At 63.5% G+C, this 19,292-nt stretch carries 22 protein-coding genes; 14 read left to right on the top strand and 8 right to left on the bottom strand.

Translation table 11 applies throughout. The features are described from left to right. The first annotated feature begins 22 nt into the window (after window positions 1–22). From ABEA18_RS09045 to proC, 4 genes are all read left to right on the top strand, one after another. Complete coding sequence (locus ABEA18_RS09045) at window positions 23–514, top strand: SseB family protein (protein ID WP_345449013.1); 492 nt, start codon at window positions 23–25, stop codon at window positions 512–514. Window positions 515–585: 71 nt separating this feature from the next. Beyond that, on the top strand, window positions 586–1,650 hold the full coding sequence (locus tag ABEA18_RS09040; protein ID WP_345449012.1) for a Ppx/GppA phosphatase family protein: 1,065 nt from the start codon (window positions 586–588) through the stop codon (window positions 1,648–1,650). Window position 1,651: 1 nt separating this feature from the next. Then, on the top strand, window positions 1,652–2,488 hold the full coding sequence (locus tag ABEA18_RS09035; RefSeq protein WP_059389509.1) for a sugar phosphate isomerase/epimerase family protein: 837 nt from the start codon (window positions 1,652–1,654) through the stop codon (window positions 2,486–2,488). Window positions 2,489–2,740: 252 nt separating this feature from the next. Beyond that, the gene (proC, locus tag ABEA18_RS09030; protein WP_345449011.1) at window positions 2,741–3,571 is read left to right on the top strand and encodes a pyrroline-5-carboxylate reductase; all 831 of its coding nucleotides are present in this window, start codon (window positions 2,741–2,743) and stop codon (window positions 3,569–3,571) included. Window positions 3,572–3,615: 44 nt separating this feature from the next. Here the strand turns inward: proC and ABEA18_RS09025 are convergent, their stop codons facing one another. Both ABEA18_RS09025 and ABEA18_RS09020 read right to left on the bottom strand, forming a co-directional pair. Continuing rightward, a complete protein-coding gene (locus tag ABEA18_RS09025; RefSeq protein WP_171983496.1) occupies window positions 3,616–4,254 on the bottom strand; it encodes a potassium channel family protein in 639 nt (212 codons plus the stop codon). Window positions 4,255–4,294: 40 nt separating this feature from the next. Then, window positions 4,295–5,728, bottom strand: coding sequence for a TrkH family potassium uptake protein (locus ABEA18_RS09020; RefSeq protein WP_345449010.1), 1,434 nt, complete (start codon window positions 5,726–5,728; stop codon window positions 4,295–4,297). A gap of 175 nt (window positions 5,729–5,903) precedes the next feature. Between ABEA18_RS09020 and ABEA18_RS09015 the strand changes: the two genes are divergently transcribed. After that, window positions 5,904–7,052 carry an acetoin utilization protein AcuC gene (locus ABEA18_RS09015; RefSeq protein ID WP_345449009.1) on the top strand — a complete coding sequence of 383 codons (1,149 nt, stop codon included), beginning with the start codon at window positions 5,904–5,906 and terminating at the stop codon, window positions 7,050–7,052. 96 nt (window positions 7,053–7,148) lie between these two features. Beyond that, window positions 7,149–7,730 (top strand): ArsR/SmtB family transcription factor, encoded by a 582-nt coding sequence (locus ABEA18_RS09010; protein ID WP_345449008.1) that lies wholly within the window; start codon window positions 7,149–7,151, stop codon window positions 7,728–7,730. 28 nt (window positions 7,731–7,758) lie between these two features. On the opposite strand, the gene ABEA18_RS09005 is transcribed toward ABEA18_RS09010, so the two are convergent. Further along, window positions 7,759–9,063, bottom strand: a complete 1,305-nt coding sequence (locus ABEA18_RS09005; protein WP_345449005.1) for an alpha-hydroxy acid oxidase — start codon at window positions 9,061–9,063, stop codon at window positions 7,759–7,761. Between the two features lie 79 nt (window positions 9,064–9,142). Between ABEA18_RS09005 and ABEA18_RS09000 the strand changes: the two genes are divergently transcribed. Then, complete coding sequence (locus ABEA18_RS09000) at window positions 9,143–9,847, top strand: FadR/GntR family transcriptional regulator (protein ID WP_345449004.1); 705 nt, start codon at window positions 9,143–9,145, stop codon at window positions 9,845–9,847. On the opposite strand, the gene ABEA18_RS08995 is transcribed toward ABEA18_RS09000, so the two are convergent. Further along, window positions 9,837–10,850 (bottom strand): LacI family DNA-binding transcriptional regulator, encoded by a 1,014-nt coding sequence (locus ABEA18_RS08995; protein ID WP_345449003.1) that lies wholly within the window; start codon window positions 10,848–10,850, stop codon window positions 9,837–9,839. The genes ABEA18_RS09000 and ABEA18_RS08995 overlap by 11 nt on opposite strands. A gap of 324 nt (window positions 10,851–11,174) precedes the next feature. Between ABEA18_RS08995 and ABEA18_RS08990 the strand changes: the two genes are divergently transcribed. The 3 genes from ABEA18_RS08990 to ABEA18_RS08980 all read left to right on the top strand — a co-directional run bounded on the left by ABEA18_RS08990 (window position 11,175) and on the right by ABEA18_RS08980 (window position 12,960). Beyond that, window positions 11,175–12,317, top strand: coding sequence for a 3-deoxy-7-phosphoheptulonate synthase (locus ABEA18_RS08990; RefSeq protein ID WP_345449001.1), 1,143 nt, complete (start codon window positions 11,175–11,177; stop codon window positions 12,315–12,317). Window positions 12,318–12,475: 158 nt separating this feature from the next. Next, window positions 12,476–12,688, top strand: coding sequence for a helix-turn-helix domain-containing protein (locus tag ABEA18_RS08985; protein ID WP_078107672.1), 213 nt, complete (start codon window positions 12,476–12,478; stop codon window positions 12,686–12,688). Between the two features lie 173 nt (window positions 12,689–12,861). Further along, window positions 12,862–12,960 carry a 30S ribosomal protein bS22 gene (locus ABEA18_RS08980; protein WP_003792170.1) on the top strand — a complete coding sequence of 33 codons (99 nt, stop codon included), beginning with the start codon at window positions 12,862–12,864 and terminating at the stop codon, window positions 12,958–12,960. 330 nt (window positions 12,961–13,290) lie between these two features. On the opposite strand, the gene ABEA18_RS08975 is transcribed toward ABEA18_RS08980, so the two are convergent. Beyond that, on the bottom strand, window positions 13,291–14,109 hold the full coding sequence (locus ABEA18_RS08975) for an HAD family hydrolase (RefSeq protein ID WP_345449000.1): 819 nt from the start codon (window positions 14,107–14,109) through the stop codon (window positions 13,291–13,293). A gap of 77 nt (window positions 14,110–14,186) precedes the next feature. Here ABEA18_RS08975 and ABEA18_RS08970 point away from each other — a divergent pair, with 77 nt between their 5' ends. Both ABEA18_RS08970 and ABEA18_RS08965 read left to right on the top strand, forming a co-directional pair. Then, window positions 14,187–14,441: a glutaredoxin family protein gene (locus tag ABEA18_RS08970; RefSeq protein WP_345448999.1), complete on the top strand. Its 255-nt coding sequence runs from the start codon at window positions 14,187–14,189 to the stop codon at window positions 14,439–14,441. 51 nt (window positions 14,442–14,492) lie between these two features. Continuing rightward, the gene (locus ABEA18_RS08965) at window positions 14,493–15,200 is read left to right on the top strand and encodes a redox-sensing transcriptional repressor Rex (RefSeq protein ID WP_425550500.1); all 708 of its coding nucleotides are present in this window, start codon (window positions 14,493–14,495) and stop codon (window positions 15,198–15,200) included. A gap of 71 nt (window positions 15,201–15,271) precedes the next feature. On the opposite strand, the gene ABEA18_RS08960 is transcribed toward ABEA18_RS08965, so the two are convergent. The 3 genes from ABEA18_RS08960 to ABEA18_RS08950 all read right to left on the bottom strand — a co-directional run bounded on the left by ABEA18_RS08960 (window position 15,272) and on the right by ABEA18_RS08950 (window position 17,759). Further along, window positions 15,272–16,093 carry a hypothetical protein gene (locus ABEA18_RS08960; protein ID WP_345448997.1) on the bottom strand — a complete coding sequence of 274 codons (822 nt, stop codon included), beginning with the start codon at window positions 16,091–16,093 and terminating at the stop codon, window positions 15,272–15,274. A 243-nt stretch (window positions 16,094–16,336) separates the two neighbouring features. Then, the gene (locus tag ABEA18_RS08955) at window positions 16,337–17,011 is read right to left on the bottom strand and encodes a hypothetical protein (protein WP_345448996.1); all 675 of its coding nucleotides are present in this window, start codon (window positions 17,009–17,011) and stop codon (window positions 16,337–16,339) included. Between the two features lie 199 nt (window positions 17,012–17,210). Continuing rightward, complete coding sequence (locus ABEA18_RS08950; RefSeq protein ID WP_345448995.1) at window positions 17,211–17,759, bottom strand: YceI family protein; 549 nt, start codon at window positions 17,757–17,759, stop codon at window positions 17,211–17,213. A gap of 203 nt (window positions 17,760–17,962) precedes the next feature. Here ABEA18_RS08950 and ABEA18_RS08945 point away from each other — a divergent pair, with 203 nt between their 5' ends. Together ABEA18_RS08945 and ABEA18_RS08940 are read left to right on the top strand one after the other, a co-directional pair. Next, window positions 17,963–18,625, top strand: a complete 663-nt coding sequence (locus ABEA18_RS08945) for a histidine phosphatase family protein (RefSeq protein WP_345448994.1) — start codon at window positions 17,963–17,965, stop codon at window positions 18,623–18,625. Between the two features lie 2 nt (window positions 18,626–18,627). Further along, a complete protein-coding gene (locus tag ABEA18_RS08940) occupies window positions 18,628–19,278 on the top strand; it encodes a TlpA family protein disulfide reductase (protein WP_425550499.1) in 651 nt (216 codons plus the stop codon). Window positions 19,279–19,292 lie beyond the last annotated feature (14 nt).

Below are 19,292 nucleotides of genomic sequence, written 5' to 3'. Positions count from 1 at the left end.
GGAACCGTGATCGAGTGGAACCATGACAGATCAGCCTGCAGCCCCGGATTCCCTGCCCTTGAACGACCTTGAGTCCAAGCTCGCAAAGTCCGGGCAACCCGACGCGAACCCGGTGGACGTCATCCTGGCCTTCCTGAACAACGAGGTCTACATCCTGAGCACCGACTCCTTGGATAAGCCTGACGCCGCCGTGGAGCCGCTTGTCCTCGCGAACTCAGAGGGCCAGCCTGTCCTCGCCGTGTTCAGCCACCCCAGCCGGGTGGAGTCGCACTTCCTCGAGGCTGCGCCCAACGTCCTTGGCACCCACGGCTCTGCGATTCTGGACAGTATCGGTGACGAGCTGGGCCTCGTGATCAACCCCGGCAGCGAGCACGGCTTCGAGATGGGCCCGGAAGGCATCGCTAACGTCCGCCGCGACTTCACCCGCGCCGACGAAGCCGACGAAGCCGCCGAAGCCGACCGCCCGGCCGCAGACGCGACCGTGGAAGCACGCACCGACGGACCCCGGGACTAATTGACTAACCGCCGGCACGAATCGGCAGTCGAACTTGCTTCACACGCTTCGAATCGGGGAATAATGGCAGAATGCGTCTTGGCGTCCTAGACATCGGTTCCAACACCGTCCATTTGCTTTTGGTGGACGCGCATCCAGGCGCACGCCCGGTCGCGTTTGCCTCCCATAAGCGACCACTTTCGCTCGTTCAGTTCCTGGACGCCGACGGTAACATCAACGACGCCGGACAACACGAGTTGATCGAATTCGTCCTCGAAGCGTGGGAGTTCGCAGCCCGTCACAAGGCCGAGGACCTCCTGGCTTTTTGTACTTCGGCCATCCGCGAAGCCACCAACGGCGTCGAGGTCCTTGCCCGGGTGAAGCACGAGACCACCGTGACCCTGCAGGAACTGACCGGCAGCGAAGAAGCATCCATGACGTTCTTCGCGGTCCGGCGCTGGTACGGCTGGGGCGCCGGCCCGATCCTGGACCTGGACATCGGCGGCGGCTCCTTCGAAATGGCGTTTGGCCAGGACGAACTGCCCGAGCTCGCAGTGTCCGTACCGCTTGGCGCCAGCCGTTTGACCAGGGACTGGCTCCACTATGACCCTCCCACGGCCAAGAGCGTCAAAGAGCTGCGCAAGTACATCCGCCATACCCTCAAGCCGGTGGTGCGTGAGTTCAAGCAATTGGGCCGGGCCAACCTGGTGGCCGGAACGTCCAAGACCTTCCGATCGCTTGCCCGCATCGCGGGTGCGGCACCGAGCGGCGCCGGTCCGTACGTCAAACGCGAACTCCACGCCACGGACCTGGGACTCTGGGCGCAGCGGATCTCGGCCATGACCGTCGAGGACCGGCTGTACCTCCCGGGCGTCTCAGATGCGCGGGCGGCGCAGATCCTTGCGGGTGCGCTCGTCGCTGAGGCCGCATTGGAAATGTTCGAGTTTCCCAGCATGGAGATCTGCCCCTGGGCCCTGCGCGAGGGATTGATACTGCGCCGGCTCGACCAGCTGATCTTCGACGGCCCGCTGGCCCCGGCCCCGCATGTCGGGCTCGGAGGCGCGGTACCGGTACCACGCCTGGGCGCCAACGCCGGAACGGCCGCGCCCGCGGCAGTATCTTTACCAATCCCCATCGCCGGGAGGCAGGCCAACTAACATGAGCACCGACGTCGAGCATTCCGAAGAAGACACTCCGAGGATCCCGGTGGCGCTATCCAGCGCTTCCGTCTATCCGCTCAGCGTCCATGACGCCTTTGCCGTGGCCCAGGACCTGGGGTACGACGGTGTCGAGGTGATGGTGACCAACAACGCCACCAGCCAGAACCCGGATGCCCTCATCCAGCTAAGCCATCGATACGACCAGCAGATCGTCTCCATCCACGCCCCCACCCTGCTCCTGACCCAGCAGGTTTGGGGTCCGGCGTGGAACAAGATCGAGATGTCCTGTCAGATGGCGCGCGAAGTCGGCTGCAACACTGTAGTGGTCCATCCGCCGTTCCGCTGGCAGTCGAACTACGCGGAGAACTTCGCTGCCGGTGTGCGCGAGATCGCGGCGATGTACCAGGTGCACATTGCGGTTGAGAACATGTACCCGTGGCGCGTGCGCGGCCGTGAGGCGCTCGCTTACCTTCCGCACTGGGATCCGATGGGCCAGGATTACGACGACGTGACCTGGGACTTCTCGCACGCGGCCACAGCGGGTGCCAACAGCCTTGAGGCGATACGGGCGCTCGGGAGCAAGCTGCGCCACGTCCACCTCACGGACGGTTCGGGCTCGGGCAAGGACGAACACTTGATCCCCGGTTACGGAACCCAACAGTGCGCCGAGGCGCTGCAGTATCTCGCATCCAACGGATTCGAGGGCACCGTGGTTGCCGAGATTTCAACGCGCAAAGCCAAAGCTGCCGGTGAACGCGAGGAATGGCTCGCCGAAACGCTGCGCTTCGCGCGCCAGCACCTGGGGGCGCCGCTCGTGGGAGCTTTCGAGATCTAGGTTCCTTAAACGAGAAAGCACCGGCGGTCGATACGGGAAAATGGGGGGAAACCCGTTCGACCACCGGTGCTTGTGGCGGACATCCCCATGCCCGCCTCATCACTCGCACCCTCAATGAGGTAATTACTAAGTTACGGAGCGATTTTGGGTGCAGCCTGCAATAACCTTGGGAACTAGCTGGGAATCCTGCGCGGCCCCGGAAAGCCTTGCACTGGTTCTGCGGTGGCGCGGCTGAACTGGCATCATGGAGCCATGAGCAACCGAATCGCATTCCTTGGCTGTGGGTCCATGAACGAGGCCATCCTGGGTGGCCTGCTTGCCGCCGGAACGGATCCCTCGGACGTCGTCGCAACCGTACGTCGAGCAGAGCGCGCCGCCGAACTGGCTGAGCGCCACCATGTCATGACCATCGCCGGAGCCGAGGAGCCAGACAACAACAAGCTGGCTACGAAGGGCGCCTCGGTTGTCATACTTGGCGTCAAGCCTGTCGGCATTGCCGATCTCGCACGGGAAATCTCGCCCTCGCTGGCTAAAAACACCATTGTGATGAGCGTTGCCGCGGCCGTGTCCATCGCACAGCTGGAAGCAGCCCTTCCCGCAGGTCAGCCGGTCATCCGCACCATGCCCAACACTCCTGCCAAGCTCGGACGAGGCGTAGTCTCCGTTTCGCCCGGGACCAACTGCACTCCCGAGCAGCTCCAGCTGGCCAAGGACATCCTCGCCGCCGCAGGCACCGTGGTGGAGATACCAGAGGAGCAGGTGGATGCATTGTCCGCCATCAGCGGCTCGGGCCCTGCGTACGTGTTCTACCTTGCCGAGGCCATGGCGGCCGCCGGCGTCGAGCTTGGCCTGGATCCGGAGCTCTCCCTCATGATTTCCCGCGAGACCGTGGCAGGCGCGGGTTTCATGCTTGCCGAGCCGGGTGCGGACCCCACTGCGCTGCGCATCGCAGTGACCAGCCCCAACGGCACCACGGAACGTGCCATCGCGGCATTCAACGACGGCGGCATCCCCGCGATCATCGCCGACGGAGCCCGCGCAGCAGCAGCCCGGGCTGCGGAGATCACACAGCAGCTCGCCTAGGTCCAGGCGGCCGCACCGCGGCTACGGCTCTATTCGCACCGCGGCTACGGCCGCGCCGCGAACCGTTCCAGCAGGTCCACGTGCCCGGAGACAATCAACATGTCGCGGCCGGAAACCTTCGTGTCCGGCCGGGCATAGGTGAAGTCCTCGCCCGGGGATTTCACGCCGACAATGGTCACACCGTACTTGGAACGGACCTTGGATTCATCCAGGGTGAAGCCCACGGTTTCCTTGGGCGGGTACATTTTCACGATGGCGAAATCGTCGTCGAACTCGATGAAGTCCAGCATGCGCCCGGAGACCAGGTGTGCCGCACGGACGCCGGCGTCGGCCTCGGGGTAGATGACGTGGTTGGCGCCGATGCGGGTGAGGATCTTGCCGTGCGAGGCAGTGATCGCTTTCACCCAGAGGTGTTCAATGCCCAGATCCACGAGGTTCACCGTGATGAGCACCGAGGACTCGATCGACGTTCCCACGCCCACCACCGCAGAGCTGAACTCCTGCGCGCCCAGCTGGCGGAGGGCATCGATGTTGGTGGCGTCCGCCTCGACGACGTGGGTCAGCACGGAAGCCCAATTCTGGACGAGCGTGCGGTCCCGCTCGATGGCCAGGACTTCGCGTCCCTGCTTGACGAGCTGCTCGGCGGTGGCAGCACCGAATCGGCCCAAGCCGATCACCAGCACGGGCGCATTGTGCGCCGGCCGGTTGGGGGCGCCTGTTGAATTAGCCAATGATCGGCCTCTCTTCCGGATAATGGAATAGCTGCCTGCGCTGGCGGAGGGCCAGGGCGGAGGCAAGGGTTATGGTGCCGATGCGGCCGGCGAACATGAGGATGGCGAGAACGTAGACGCCCGACGGCGGCAGCTCGGCGCTGAGGTTCGTGCTGAGTCCCACGGTTGCAAAGGCTGAAATGGTTTCGAAGAGCACCCGGTCCAGGCTGGCGCCGCTGATGGCCAACAGCAGGAATGCGGATGCGCACACCAAGGTGGCACCGGCGACGATCACCGAGATGGCTACCCGCATGGTGCCTTCGGGGATCGTGCGCCCGTAAACTTTGACGTCGTCGTCGCCCCGGGCCTCAGCGACGATGGCGAGGAACATGACCGCGATGGTGGTCACCTTGATGCCGCCCGCCGTCGACGCCGAACCGCCGCCCGCGAACATGAGCGCGTCTGACAGGAGCCTCGTGGTGGAATCCATATGACTCTGGTCAACCAGGTTGAAGCCACCGGAGCGCGTCATCACCGAGGCGAAAATGGAATGCGTGATCTTGTCCCCAAAGCTCATGTTGGCGATGGTGTTGGTGTTGTCCCATTCCATCAGGGCCCAAAGGACTGCGCCGGCAACGAGGAGAATCAGCGAAACCTGGATGGTGAGCTTGGTGTGGAGGCTCCACTTCTTCCAATTGAGGCCGTGCTTCCGGAGCACCAGCATCACGGGGAAGCCCAAGCTGCCGAGGAACACGCCGAGCATGAGCGGCACCAAAATCCACAAGTCCGCCTCGTACGGCACAATGCCGTCGGAATGGGGTGTGAAACCGGCATTGTTGAAGGAAGAGATCGAGTAGAAGGCCCCGTGCCATACGGCCTGCCAGAAGTCCTCTCCGAGTGTCAGGAACCGGGGGATCATCGCAACGGCCAGTATGGCCTCGATGGTCACGGACGTCGAGATGACGATCCGCAACAAGGTGCCCACTTCGCCCAGGCGTCCTGCGTTGTTCAAGGCCTCCTGGGCGATGAGTTTGCCCCGCACTCCCAGCCGTTTGCTGACCATGAGTGCCAGGAGGGAAGCGAGCGTCAGGGCGCCCAAGCCACCCACGAAGATGCCCAGAAGAATGACGAGCTGGCCGAAAAAGGTCCAGTGCGTCGCCGTCGACACAACCGTCAAGCCAGTTACGCACACGCTGGAGACAGCGGTGAACAGGGCTTGGTGGATAGGAGTGACCGAACCGTCGGCCGATGCCGCCGGCAGGGAAAGCAGCCCGGTGAACAAGAGAATCGCGAAGACGTACGCCGTCAGCGCCAATCGCGCAGGCGTGGTGTTGGCGATGTTGTCGATGAAGTCGCGGAGACCCGTGAAAATCCACAGGCCTCCCCGCTCCGGCTGGACGGTTTGCCAGCTGGCCGGGTCTTGGGACCTCGACTGGCTCTGAGTCATGGCGGTGCTGTTCGCTTCTGGTCGATTGATTCTGCTTTCCTGAGTAGTAAACCACTAATCGCACGCTGTAACGGGGCAAGCACCTTCCCGCCGCTCGGGTAGCCTGTCATTGATGACTTCCTGGGCAGGCCCCCGTCCGTCCCCGCTGCCAACGACGGTGGCGTGGGATCCCGCCATGACCGCATACAATTTCGGTTCCTCGCATCCGATGGCCCCCGCGCGGCTTGAATTGACGGCCAGGCTCGCCACGGCGCTCGGACTCTTCGACCTTGAGCATGTGTCTGTCCAAGCGCCCGAGGTCGCGTCCGACGTCGAACTCCTGGCAGTGCACAGTGCCGAATATGTCGCCGCAGTGCGCCGTGCAAGCGAAGACCCGACGACGCCTGACCCGGAACGCGGGCTCGGCACCGAGGATGATCCCGCTTTTGCCGGGATGCACGAAGCCAGCGCCCGGCTTGCCGGAGGGTCGTTGCTCGCGGCCGAAGCGATCCTCTCCGGGACCGCGGTCCGCGCCGTCAACTTCGGCGGCGGCATGCATCACGCCTCCCGCGAGCGCGCCAGCGGCTTCTGCATCTATAACGACGCCGCTCTCGCCGTGCAGAGGCTGCTCGACGGCGGTGTCCGGCGGGTCGCGTACATCGACGTCGATGCTCACCACGGCGACGGCACCCAAAGCATCTTCTGGAACGACCCCAGGGTCCTGACGATTTCCCTGCACGAAAGCGGCCTCTCGTTGTTCCCCGGAACGGGATTCGCCAACGAGATCGGCGGACAGGACGCCCTGGGCACGGCCGTCAACGTGGCGTTGCCTGCGTGGACGGGCGACGCCGGGTGGCTGCGCGCGTTCCACGCCGTGGTACCTCAACTCGTGCAGGCCTTCGAACCGGAAGTCATCGTGAGCCAGCATGGCTGCGACTCCCACAAACTCGATCCCCTCACGCACCTCAACCTCAGCGTCGACGGCCAACGCGAGGCGGCCACCGCCGTCGGGGGCCTCGCCGCCAGGTTCTGCGAAAACCGTTGGATCGCCACCGGGGGAGGGGGTTACGAAATCACGGGAGTCGTACCACGCACGTGGAGTCATTTGATAGGTATCGTGGCCCAACATCCCGTCCAGCTGACGGCTCCGGTCCCGGAGGCTTTCCGTAGCTATGTCAGGGAGAAGTACGGGGAATCCGTGCCCGAACTCATGGGCGACGGCGTGGACACCTGGTGGCGTTCGTGGGAGGTCGGGTATGACCCCGCCGACGCCGTGGACCGCACCATCATCGCCACCCGCAAGGAAATCTTTCCGCTTTACGGTCTGGATCCCTGGTTCGACTGATAGCTGCTCGGCCGGCCACGCAAGGCTGGGTCAACGCCGCGCGCATAGGCGAAATAGTTGATGCCTTTTGGCGTATATGTCGCTAGGGTGGGAGGCATGGTGACTGACGACGTATTTGCCGTCATTGCTGAGGCAACCCGGCGTGACATTCTGGTTTCCCTCCGCTCTGGGGATAAAGCTGTGGGGGAACTGGTGGAGGAGCTCGCAGCGAGCCAGCCCACCATTTCAAAGCATCTGAAGGTACTCCGCGAGGCGGATCTCGTCAGCATGCGCGCGCAGGGACAGAAACGCTATTACGCATTGAACCCGAAGCCGCTCGCCGGGGTTGCCAGCTGGCTGGAGACGTTCGACGTCGGTCCCGCGAAGGCTGCAACCGAAGCCGCCACACCGGCCCGCAGCCCGCGGTCCCGTACGGCTGGGCAGGGTGCAGCGGGCCAGCCGGGTGCGGCGCGGAACCAGCCCGACGGCGAGCCGCTCGCTTCTCCGGCGAGCACCGACGTCGAGCGCTTGCCTGAAACCGTTGCGGCCACCGGAGCTGTTGCCCCCGTCGCGGGTATGGACGACACCAGGCCGCAGCAGATCGGCAGGACGGTTGGCCGTGCCGCCACCAAGGCTGCGGACCTCTTGGCGAACCTGCCGAACCTGCCGAACCTGCCGAAATTCGGGCGGAAGAAGTAGCGGCAAGCCACGCCGGCGGCGGGTAAGGTTATGCGCCCAGCAGGCGTACGTGGTCCGGGTTGAGTTCCGAAATCTTCGTGACTCCGAGCAGGGCCATGGTGCGGGCCATGTCCTTCTCCAGGATCTGGATGGTGCGGTCCACGCCCGCGCGCCCGCCGGCCATGAGCCCATAGAGGTACGCGCGGCCGATCAATGTGAAGCCGGCACCGAGGGCCAGGGCTGCCACGATGTCGGCGCCACTCATGATGCCGGTGTCCAGGATGATGGCCGCGTCGCTGTTGTCCGCCTTCAGCGCCGCGGAGACCTCCGGAACGAGGTGGAGCGGAATCGGTGCCCGGTCCAGTTGGCGACCGCCGTGGTTTGAGATCACGACGCCGTCTGCGCCGTGGTCCACCACCTTGCGGGCGTCTTCCACCGTCTGGATGCCCTTGACTACGAGCTTGCCCTTCCAGGTTTCGCGCAGCCAGTCGAGGTCGTCGAAGGTCAGGGTGGGATCGAACATCGAGTTGATCAGATCGGCCACGGTTCCCGTGTAGCGGGAGAGTGAGGCGAAAGTCAGCGGCTCGTGCGTGAGGAAGTTGAACCACCATGCGGGCCGGTACGAGGCATCCAGGACGGTCTTCACGGTGAGCGCCGGCGGAATGGTCATGCCGTTGCGGACGTCCCGCAGCCGGGCGCCCGCGACGGCGGTGTCCACGGTGACCATAAGGGTGTCGTTTCCGGCCTTGGCGGCTCGCTCGATCAGCTCCAGGGAACGGTCCCGGTCCGTCCAGAGGTAGAGCTGGAACCAGTTGCGGCCGTTCGGAGCCGCCGCGGCCACGTCCTCGATGGAAGCCGTGCCCATCGTGGAGAGGGTGTACGGAATACCGGCCGCTTCGGCCGCCTGCGAGCCCGCGTACTCTCCCTCCGACTGCATCATCCGGGTGAACCCCGTCGGCGCGATGCCGAACGGAAGCCGGGATTCCTTGCCCAGGATCCCGGTCCTGAGGTCGATATTGGAGACGTCGCGCAGGATCCCCGGGCGGAACTCGATGTCCTGGAAAGCCTGGCGGGCCCGGCGAAGGGTGATCTCCGCTTCCGCTGCACCGTCCGTGTAGTCGAACGGGGCCTGGGGAGTGCGCCGCTTGGCCATGTCCCGCAGTTCCCAAATGGTTGATGCGCGGCGCAGCTTCGCCGCGTTGCTGAACTCGGGCTTCTTGAACTTCATGAGGGGCGCGAGGTCCGAGTATTTGGGAACCCGGCGCTTCAGTGCTGCGGGGCGTCCGACGGCGGTGGGGACGTTCGCGGGCACCTCAAGGGAAGGGGTGTTGCTCGGCTGGACGGTCTGCGTCATGATGCTGTCTCCCGTGGACTTGTGTGGTTAGACCACACTCTATGCCATGTGGTCCAACCACATCAACTACTATTTATCCATGCGAACGCACGAGCTCGTCCTGGGTTGGATCGAAAAGCAATTGTCCGACGGGCATTTGGTGCTTGGTGGGCGGCTTCCCGCCGAGCGGGCGCTGGCAGAGCAGCTGGAAGTCTCGAGGACCTCGGTCCGCGAAGCCATCCGGATCCTCGAAGCCATGGGCTTGGTGCGGGCAGGTGTCGGCTCCGGCAAGGACGCCGGGACGGTGGTCATCGCGGAACCGGCCATGGCCCTCGGCGCCGCGCTCCGCCTCCATGTCGCCACGCAGCATTTGCCCGTCGCCGACATTGTCGAAACGCGGGTCCTGCTCGAATCGTGGGCTGTGTCCCGCGCCAAGGCCGACGCCCCCGAATTCGGGGAGGCAGCGAGGCTCCTGGACGAGATGGACGCAAGCTCCGCCGTCGACGACTTCCTCGCGCTGGACGTCGCCTTCCACCTGGCGCTGGCGGAAGCCGCCGGAAATGCCGTGGTGAGCACCATCATGGGCTCGCTCCGCGAAGCGATTGAGGGGTACGCCGCGGCGCTCACGGCGAACCTGCCGGATTGGGAAAGCACCGCCCGTCGCTTGCGGTCCGAGCACCGCGCCATCTTGGAGGCAGTGAACGACGGCGACGGCGGCCGGGCAGCGACGCTGGTTGCCGCGCACATCGAGGGGTACTACCGGGAAGCCGGGCTGGGCCAAGCCCCTGCTGAAGCTAGGCCTTGACGGGTCCGGTGCTGCCCCTGAGCTCAATTCGGGGCGGAAAGTAGTTCGTGGGGGATGCGGCGTCGTTGGTCTGGATCTGCTCCCGCATGCGGCGCCACGCAAGGTCTCCGAGATCGGAGATCGGCACCGCGGCGGTGGTAAGTGGAGGCATGGTGTACCGAGCGAAGGGCATGTCGTCGAAGCCGGTGAGCGACAAGTCTTCCGGCACGCGGATACCGCGCTGGCTTAGTCCGCTCAGGAGGCCCATCGCCGCGACGTCATTGAAGACGAGGATGCCGGTGGCCCCGCACGAGGCGACGGCATCGCTTGACTCGAATCCGGCGTCGAACGTGTTGCCTCCAGGAATGAACTGCAACTCGACATTCGGAAATTCTGCGGTGAACTTCTCGAGCCCGCGGAGGCGCTGCACGTTCGAGGCGCTTCGGTCCGGTCCGGTCAGGTAGGCCAGTTTGCGGTGGCCCAATTCCACCAAGTGGGCGGCAAGCTCCTGGATGCCTTGGCCGTAATCCACCACGAGGCTGGGAGTCGGCACCGACTCGGTGGTCCGGTTGATGAGGACGAGCGGATAGAGAGTGGGGGCGAGTTCTTCCAGTTCCGCGTCGCTCATCCGGGGGGCGCAAAGAACGACGCCGTCGCATCGCCTCCGGGCTTCGCTTGCAAGGATCGCCTCTTCGCTTCGGACCTCGGAGGAATCGGCGATCAGCACGCGGTAGCCGTCGCGGGCGGCAGCGATGCTCAGCCCGCGAAGAATGGCCTGGAACGTGGGGTTGGAGAGGTCCGGCACCACGATTCCGATGGTGTCCGTCTTTCCCAGGGCCAGGCTGCGGCCCACCGGGTTTGGCTTGTATTTGAGCTCGGAGGCGGCTGCGCGCACGCGAGCGGCAATGTCCGCGTCCACGGTTGTGTTTCCGTTCATGACGCGGGAAACCGTGGCATGCGAAACACCGGCCATGGATGCCACATCTGCGATGCCCACCCGCCGGGTGTTCCTTCTGCCTGGCATGGTTTCCTTCCTGGAGCTGGGGCCGCCCTGTTCCAACGCGGCGGGGACATTTGTTCTGAGGTGAAGTTTATATTGCGTGGGGAAACGGTTTCCCTTGATGTCGTTGCATTTCAATTTGCGGACATCCGGAGCCTGAGGTTATGGTTTCGCTATGACTAAGCGTTGGTATGCGTATTTTTCGTTGGCTCTGGAGGGGCCCGCGTCTAACTGACACGCATCCAACTTTCCTTCAGAGCCAACAGGGCAGAGATGATTCTCTGCCCTTCGCCATTTCCAGGCGGGCTCTGAGCAGGGTCCGCTCCTCTCCGGAACAGGACCACTTTCATGACCAGCATCGCCGCAGAGCCCACCACACATAACGTCGACGTCGAGAATTCCCGCGCCCAGTCGACGTCGAACCTGCGCGTCAGCCGCTTCGAGCCGCTCCCCACCCCGCAGGAAATCAGCGCGGAACTGCCGCTCGACGCCAAGTCCGCCGCCGTCGTCGAGCGCGGACGCGACGGAGTCCGCGCCATCATGGACGGCGTGGACGATCGCCTCCTGGTGATCGTAGGCCCTTGCTCCATCCACGATCCGAAGGCCGGCCTGGAATACGCGCGCCGGCTGGTCAGCCAGGCCGAGAAGCACAAAGAAGACCTTTTGATCGTCATGCGGGCGTACTTCGAGAAGCCGCGCACCACGGTTGGCTGGAAGGGCCTCATCAACGATCCCCACCTGGACGGCAGCCACGACATCGCGGCCGGACTCCGTGCGGCGCGTGGATTCCTTCAGCAAGTCACGGCCCTGGGCCTGCCGACCGCCACCGAATTCCTGGAACCCATCAGCCCGCAATACATGGCCGACCTCGTGGCGTGGGGCGCCATCGGTGCGCGGACCACCGAGAGCCAGATCCACCGCCAGCTTGCCTCCGGACTGTCTATGCCGATCGGCTTCAAGAACGGGACCGACGGCGACCTGCAAGTCGCGATCGATGCCTGCGGTGCTTCGGCCGCGCCCCAGGCGTTCCTGGGGATCGACGGCGATGGCCGCGCCGCCCTAGTGGCGACTGCGGGCAACCCGGACACGCATGTGATCCTGCGCGGTGGCCGCAAGGGTCCGAACTACGCCGCCGAGCAGGTCGCAGTTGCGTCGGAGAAGCTCTCGGCGAAGGGGTTGAACCCGCGGCTCATTGTTGACGCAAGCCATGCCAACAGCGGCAAGAGCCACCATCGGCAGGCCGAAGTCGCTTTGGAGATCGGTGCGCAGTTGGAAGATGACGTGGCTTCGCCGATCGCCGGCGTCATGCTGGAGAGCTTCCTTGTCGGCGGGGCGCAGAACCTGGATGTGGAGCAGCAGTCTGCTGGCCAACAAGAGCTGGTGTACGGCCAGAGCGTCACGGACGCCTGCATGGAATGGGACGTCACGGTGTCCGTCCTGAACCAGTTGGCGGCCTCGGCCCGCAAGCGTCGGGTGGCTGCTTCCAACTAAGTGAAACCTAGTCTCCAGTTGGCCGAAAGACTTTCACTTTGGTACCAGCAGCCTCTAGAGTATCTAGCACATGGTTGTTTGATGGCTCAGCATCGGCACACCAGGTAATGAATGCTGGGGTTCGCCGCTAACCGCTGAGAGCAAAGGAATATGGAGAAATGTCCGCAGAGACTAACTTCTCGAACGCGCGTTTCATGACAGTGGCTGAAGTTGCCGAAGTCCTCCGGGTTTCCAAAATGACCGTGTACCGTCTGGTCCACTCGGGAGAATTGCCGGCCGTCCGATTTGGACGATCATTCCGGGTCCCCGAAGAAGCCGTGAGCCAGTACCTCAAGGGCGCGGTCGTCGACGGACACTCGGAGACGGCTTGAGTCCTGCCCGGTTCCCGAAGGGGCCGGCGGTCATCGGGTGCCCCCGATAAGCGGTACCCTGTTAAGGAACGTTTTACGTCATTGTAAGAATCTGTCAGTTGTAAAGTCTGTTGCTCAGTTCAAGGACCTCACCCAGCAGACAGAATCTCAATCTAGTTTGGTAAGGAACTTACGTGGGTTCAGTTATTAAGAAGCGCCGCAAGCGTATGGCCAAGAAGAAGCACCGCAAACTGCTTCGTAAGACCCGCCACCAGCGTCGCAATAAGAAGTAGAGATACTTCCTACAGCGTGAATGCCCGTTGCCTCTCAAGGCGGCGGGCATTTTTGCGTCCATTCCCCGGAGACGCTCGCTCAGGTATGTGGGCCGTTTCGATGACGCTCGCTCGGGTATGTGGGCCGTTTCGATGACGCTCGCTCAGGTATGTGGGCACATGGCGATTCTTACCTCATATGTGAGCGAGGGTTGCTGGAGAGGGGGCTATATGTGAGCGAGGGTTGCTGGAGAGGGGGCTATATGTGAGCGAGGGTTGCTGGAGAGGGGGCTATATGTGAGCGAGGGTTGCTGGAGAGGGGGCTATATGTGAGCGAGGGTTGCCTGGGGGTTAGGCCCTCGGGCTGCGGAACTTGGAGAAGCCCCGCCACAAACCGTAGACGGCGCCACCGACGGTCGCGGCTTTGAGGCCGAGTGTGGCTGCCCGGCGGCCGGACCGGAAGTCGTAAACGGGCCAGTTGTTCTCCCGCGCATGGCGGCGAAGCCCGGCGTCGGGATTGATGCACACCGGGTGGCCCACCAAAGTGAGCAGCGGGATGTCGTTATGTGAATCGCTGTACGCCCAACAGCGCTTCAAGTCCAGGCCTTCTTCGTCCGCAACGCGCTGCACAGCCACGGCTTTGGCCGGTCCGTGGAGGATCTCGCCCACGAGCCGCCCCGTGTATGCGCCATCTTCGACTTCGCCGACGGTACCCAGGGCCCCGCTCAGGCCGAGCCGCGTGGAAATGACAGTGGCAACTTCGATGGGCGTGGCGGTCACGAGCCAGACCTTCCGGCCAACACGCAGGTGCTGTTCTGCCAGGGCCTTGGTGCCGGGCCAGATCCGCGACTCGATCATCTCGTCGTAGACCTCTTCGCCCAGCTCCTTGATATCGGACACCTTGATACCGGCCGCGAGGATCAGCGCGGAATCCCGGACGGAATGGACGTCCTCCATTTTTTCGCCCCGCAGGACGAACTTGAACTGCTTCCAGGCAAAACCCGCGGCTTGCGAGAGCGTGAAGGCCTTGCGTTCATACATCTTCCGGGCGACGTGGAAGAGGCTGGCACCCTTCATGAGGGTGTTGTCGACGTCGAAGAATGCGGCTTCGCCGTGTTGCTGCGTTGCAGTCGGCGCGGTGGCCACAACGGCGTTCTTCTCGACGGGCATGCCTTGAGTCTAGTCAATCGCCCGGCCCCCTGCCGTTCGCGACGGCCGTGCCGACGTTGAAGCGATAACGTTGAACCATGCCAAATCCCGACGTCGTACTCCTCACCAAAGCTGACTGCCACCTTTGCGCCGCGGCGCGTGACGCCGTCGAACGCGTGACCTCAAGCCTTGGGCTCACGTGGACGGAACAGTCGATCGACACTGACCCGGTCCTGCGCGAGCGCTACGCCGAGGAGATCCCGGTGGTATTGGTGGACGGAATTCAGAGGGATTTCTGGAAAATCGACGAGGCACGATTGGTGCGGGTCCTGAAGAAGGCCATCGCCGCCTGAACATGCGTGCAGAGCTTTGTTGGCAATAGAGTGGGAAAACAAAGCGACGCAATGGAGAAGAACGTGACTGCGCTGGAACCGTCCGCCGAAGCTGTACCCGGGGACAAGGACTCTGCCGCGAAGCAGATACCGCCCGCGGCTGTGGCCCGGATGACGCTTTACCTGCGCGCTCTTAACTCCCTCTTGGGCGAAGGCGTGGAACGGGTTTCCTCCGAGGCTTTGGCTGAGGCGTCGGGAGTCAGTTCGTCTACGTTGCGCAAAGACCTCTCCTACGTCGGCTCCTATGGAACGCGGGGCGTGGGGTACGAGGTCCAGTACTTGAGCCGGCACATCGCGGCGGCGCTCGGCCTGACCCACGACTGGAAAGTGGCCATTGTGGGCGCCGGAAACCTTGGCAAAGCCTTGGCCAGGTACGGCGGATTCGAGTCGCGTGGGTTCGACGTGGTGGCGATCCTCGACGCCGATCCCATGATCATCGGGAACGAAGTCGGCTGGCTGCGGGTCAGCGACGCCGCCAATCTTGAAACGGTCCTTCAGCGGACCGGCACCAACATGGTTGTCCTGGCCCTTCCCGCAGCGGTGGCACAGGATGTCTGCGACCGCGTGATCAGCGCCGGTATCCGCAGCATCCTCAGCTTTGCTCCAGTGCTGCTCCAGGTTCCGCCCTACGTGAATCTGCGGAAGGTGGACATGGCCACTGAGCTTCAGATCCTGGCGTATCACGCACAACGGGCGCAGACCCCAGGCCAAGCCCTCTAGGCGAAGCCGGGTCTGCGCCCGTTGTTGGTTTTGTTCCTAGCTATAGGCCCTGTGGCCGTTCGCCGTATGGCCTAGCGGCCGTAAGGCGCCTGGCCGTAGGGGTTCGCGAACGGCTGGGCTTTCCGGAAGTACGGCGCCGAGGCCGGCAAGTACAGCAGCACGATCGCGGCGATGCCCAGAAGGATGGTGATGGTGCCCATGCCGATCTGGGTCAGGCCCAGCAGGGAAATTCCGGCAAAAACCGTGCCCAGGATGCGTGCCCAGTTCTTCCCCTTGCGGACATTGAACGCAACCAGTGCGTAGAGTCCGGCAAAGATCACCGAGAAAATAACCAAGACGGTGACCAGAATGTTGATAAAGCTGCTGGTGTCTATGCCTGAAGCGCTGGTTCCCTGCGCCGACAAGGCCTGATCCAGCATGCTCTTGCCCGCCGGCGAGTTCAGCGTGGCGATTGTGAAGGGAATGCCGATCAAGGTCAGTACACCGGCGGCAATCATGAGCCAGAAGGAGATGTTGACCAGTTGCGGGACTCCCGACGTCGCAGCGGGCTGCTGGCTCGGCCAGGCGACCGGTCCGCCCTGGCCGTACTGCGGGACGGAAGGCTGGCCGTACTGCGGCTGCTGTGGTGCCTGCTGGCCGTACTGTGGAGCCTGCTGGCCATACTGCGGAGCCTGCTGCCCGTACTGCGGCGCGGAAGGCTGGCCGTAAGGGGGCTGCTGACCCTGCTGCGGAGCCTGCTGCCCGTACTGCGGTGCGGAAGGCTGGCCGTACTGGGGCGTTTGCTGGCCGTATTGCGGCTGCTGACCCTGCTGAGGTGACTGCTGGCCGTATTTCGGCTCCTCAGGGGTGGGATTCTCGCCGGGAGTGGACGGCGGGTACGGAGGGGTGCTCATGGCATTCCTTTGCGTGTCGACTGCAGATACGGCTGCCGGGTGCAACGTGCCCTGCCCCCAGCTCGGCTTAATTCCACCGTACCCCGACGGCACAGTGCTGGTGATGATTCACGGGAAGAATTCTCGCCGAACAAGCTTCGGCGGATCCCCCGTGAATGGAGCGAGGACAAACGGAAGGCCGCGGGGTCCTCCAGGGACCGGCCGCGGCCTTCAGCTATGAAATTCAGGCTTGGAACGGAGTGGCTAGACGGCGCCCTTCACTGACTTGGACCAGGCCTGCGAATTGGGCAGCCACATCAGGACCGTTGCGATGAGGCTGATGACGAAGCTGAACCAGTTATTGCTCTGTCCATTTGCCATCGCTCCGCCCACGATCGAGAGGATCAGGGAAATTCCCGCAACGACGGTCAGCGCGAGGCGGGCCCACTCCTTGCCTTCCTTCATCTTCATCGCGAAGACGATTTGGGCGGCCGCCACAACCAGAGCTATCAGTACCAAAAGGAGGACGACGACGGCGATTCCCGGCGCGAGCGTGAAGAGCACAATGGAGCCAAAGAGGCCGAGCAAGCCGCCCAAGAGGGCCAGGAGTCCGCCAATGAGCCAGATCCAGTAGGAGACCTTCAACTCTGTCGGCATTCCGGCCACTTTGAACATGCCGGAAAAACCGCCCCGGGGCAGGACATCATTGAAGTTCTTGGGACCGTCGGTAGGCATCTCGAAACGGAAACCTTCGCCGTGCCCGGGTTGGCCCTGCTGCTGGTATCCGGGAGCGGGCTGCTGGTAAGAGGGGGGCGCTTGGTAAGAAGGAGGTGCTTGGTATCCCTGCGGAGGCTGGTAACCCGCAGGAGGGACATTGCCGGGCTGCGGTGGCTGGGCTCCGGGCTGCTGAGGCTGAGGAGCTTCGTTTGGGTTACTCATGGCATCACTTTAGACCTGAGGTTTAAGGATTCATAGGAAATTCTTGGCTAATTCGCCGCTAAGTATCGGCTTTTCCCCGAACAATAGGCGGGTGACACCGCAAGCAAAAAATGGCGCCTCCGGGGCTGCACACGTGATCGTGTGCGGCCCCGACGGCGCCATTCAGTCCGGGAACCCGGAGCATCGGAAATCCGATGGATTAGGCGGCAGGTGCGATGAAAGCCAGTTCGAGGTTGATGACAACCTTGTCGCTGACCAGCACGCCGCCGGCCTCGAGCACTGCGTTCCAGGTCAGGCCGAAGTCCTTGCGGCTGATGGTGGTCTCACCGGAGACGCCTGCGCGGGTGTTGCCGAACGGGTCAACAGCCACGCCGTTGAACTCAGTCTCGATGGTGACCTCTTTGGAGACGCCCTTGATGGTCAGGTCGCCAACGAGGTCGAAGCTGTCGCCGTTGGCCTTGACGTGGCGGGAGACAAAAGTGATTTCGGGGAACTTCTCCACGTCGAAGAAGTCCTCGCCCTTGACGTGGCCGTCGCGGTTGGCGTCGCCCGAGTCGAAGCTGGCGGTCTGGATGGTTGCGGCGACCTTGGAGTCAGCCAGGCTGCTGCCGAGTTCCAGGGTGGCCTCGGCCTCGGTGAATTGGCCGCGGACCTTGCTGATGCCTGCGTGGCGGACGGTGAAGCCGATCTCGCTGTGGGAGTTGTCGAGGGTCCAGACGCCGGTGGTGACGTTTGCGGGAAGAGTCATGGGGTTCTCCTTGGGAAGGTGTGATCGTAGCTTCATCGGTCGTTCGGCCGTACTTAGTTGAAGTGTCAACCGAACCTTGTGTCAAGTATAAACATGCAAATGCATCTTTTATTCCACCTTCAGGGAACATTCTGAAGAAACTTTCAGTTCTACGAAACGTAGAAGATTTCAGATCGCCCGCCTTCTTTGAGAAACTGGTAAACATGCCCCAAGCAACTGTCCATCTGCTCCGCCATGGCGAGGTCTACAATCCCGACGGCATTCTGTACGGCAGGCTGCCCGAATTCCACCTCTCCGAACGCGGCCGCGAGATGGCCAAGATGCTCGCGGACCACTTCGCTGCCCGCGTCGCCCAGGGGGCGAACATCGTCTACCTTGTCTCCTCGCCGTTGACCCGCGCACAGGAAACCGCCCTCCCCACTTCCCAGGCGCTGGACCTCCAGATCCACACGGAACCGCGGATTATCGAGGCGGAAAACCACTTCGAAGGGCTCAAGGCCAACATCTCCGAATTCATCAAGCCCAAGCATTGGCGTGAGTACCGCAACCCGCTGCGTCCGTCCTGGGGCGAGTCTTACCAGGACCAGGTCACCCGCATGCGTGCCGCCGTCGAGGACGCCCGACTGAAAGCGATCGAACTCGGCGGCGATGGCGCTGAAGCCATCCTCGTCAGCCACCAGCTCCCCATCTACGCCATGCGCCTCAGCGCGGAAGGCCGGCCCCTGTGGCACGATCCGCGCAAGCGCGAGTGCACGCTGACTTCGGTGACTTCCCTGGTGTTCGACGCCGGCGAGGTCGCGCGGGTGGAATACAGCGAACCCGCCGCCGTGCTGCTGCCCGGTGCCGCGAAGACGCCCGGGGCATGACAATGGACCGCACAACCACGAGCCGCAATGCCAGCGGCCAGAAGACCAACGCAGCCTTGACCTCCCGCCGCAGCTTCCTCGCTGTCGGGGGTGTGGCACTCTCTGCATTGACCATGGGATTGTCCGCCTGTGCCCAGGAAGACGCCCTTGCCCAGCAAGCCAAAGCCGGCGACAACAAGAACTACGTCGCCGGGGACGGCTCGGTGACGGAATTTGCGAAGGCCGACCGTAAGGCCGCCGTCGGGATCAAGGGCACGTTGTTTGACGGAACTGCCGTGACCCCGCAGGACCTGCTGGGCAAGGTAACCGTCCTCAACTTCTGGTTCGCCGCGTGTGCGCCGTGCCGGGTTGAAGCGCCGATCCTCGAGGAACTGCACCAGGAGTTCAAGAGCAAAGGTGTCCAGTTCTACGGTGTGAACCTCCGGGACGAGAAGGCTACGGCCGACGCGTTCGACCAGACGTTCAAGCTCACGTACCCCAGCTTCAACGACAAAGACGGCGCCGTGCTGTTGTCCGTCTCCGGTATTGTCCCTCCCGGTGCAGTGCCCACCACGCTCGTGCTGGATAAAGAAGGCAAGGTTGCCGCCCGCGTCCTGGGCGAGATCGAGAAGAGCACCCTCAAGGCCCTCATCACCACCGCGGTTGCCGAGTAGATGGCCCGGACAGC

Source organism: Arthrobacter gyeryongensis (genome assembly GCF_039543785.1).
In the GTDB taxonomy this organism is placed as follows: Bacteria; Actinomycetota; Actinomycetes; order Actinomycetales; family Micrococcaceae; genus Arthrobacter; species Arthrobacter gyeryongensis.
The sequence above is the reverse complement of the archived record's forward strand: the minus strand, read 5'-3'. Positions and strand labels throughout refer to the sequence as shown.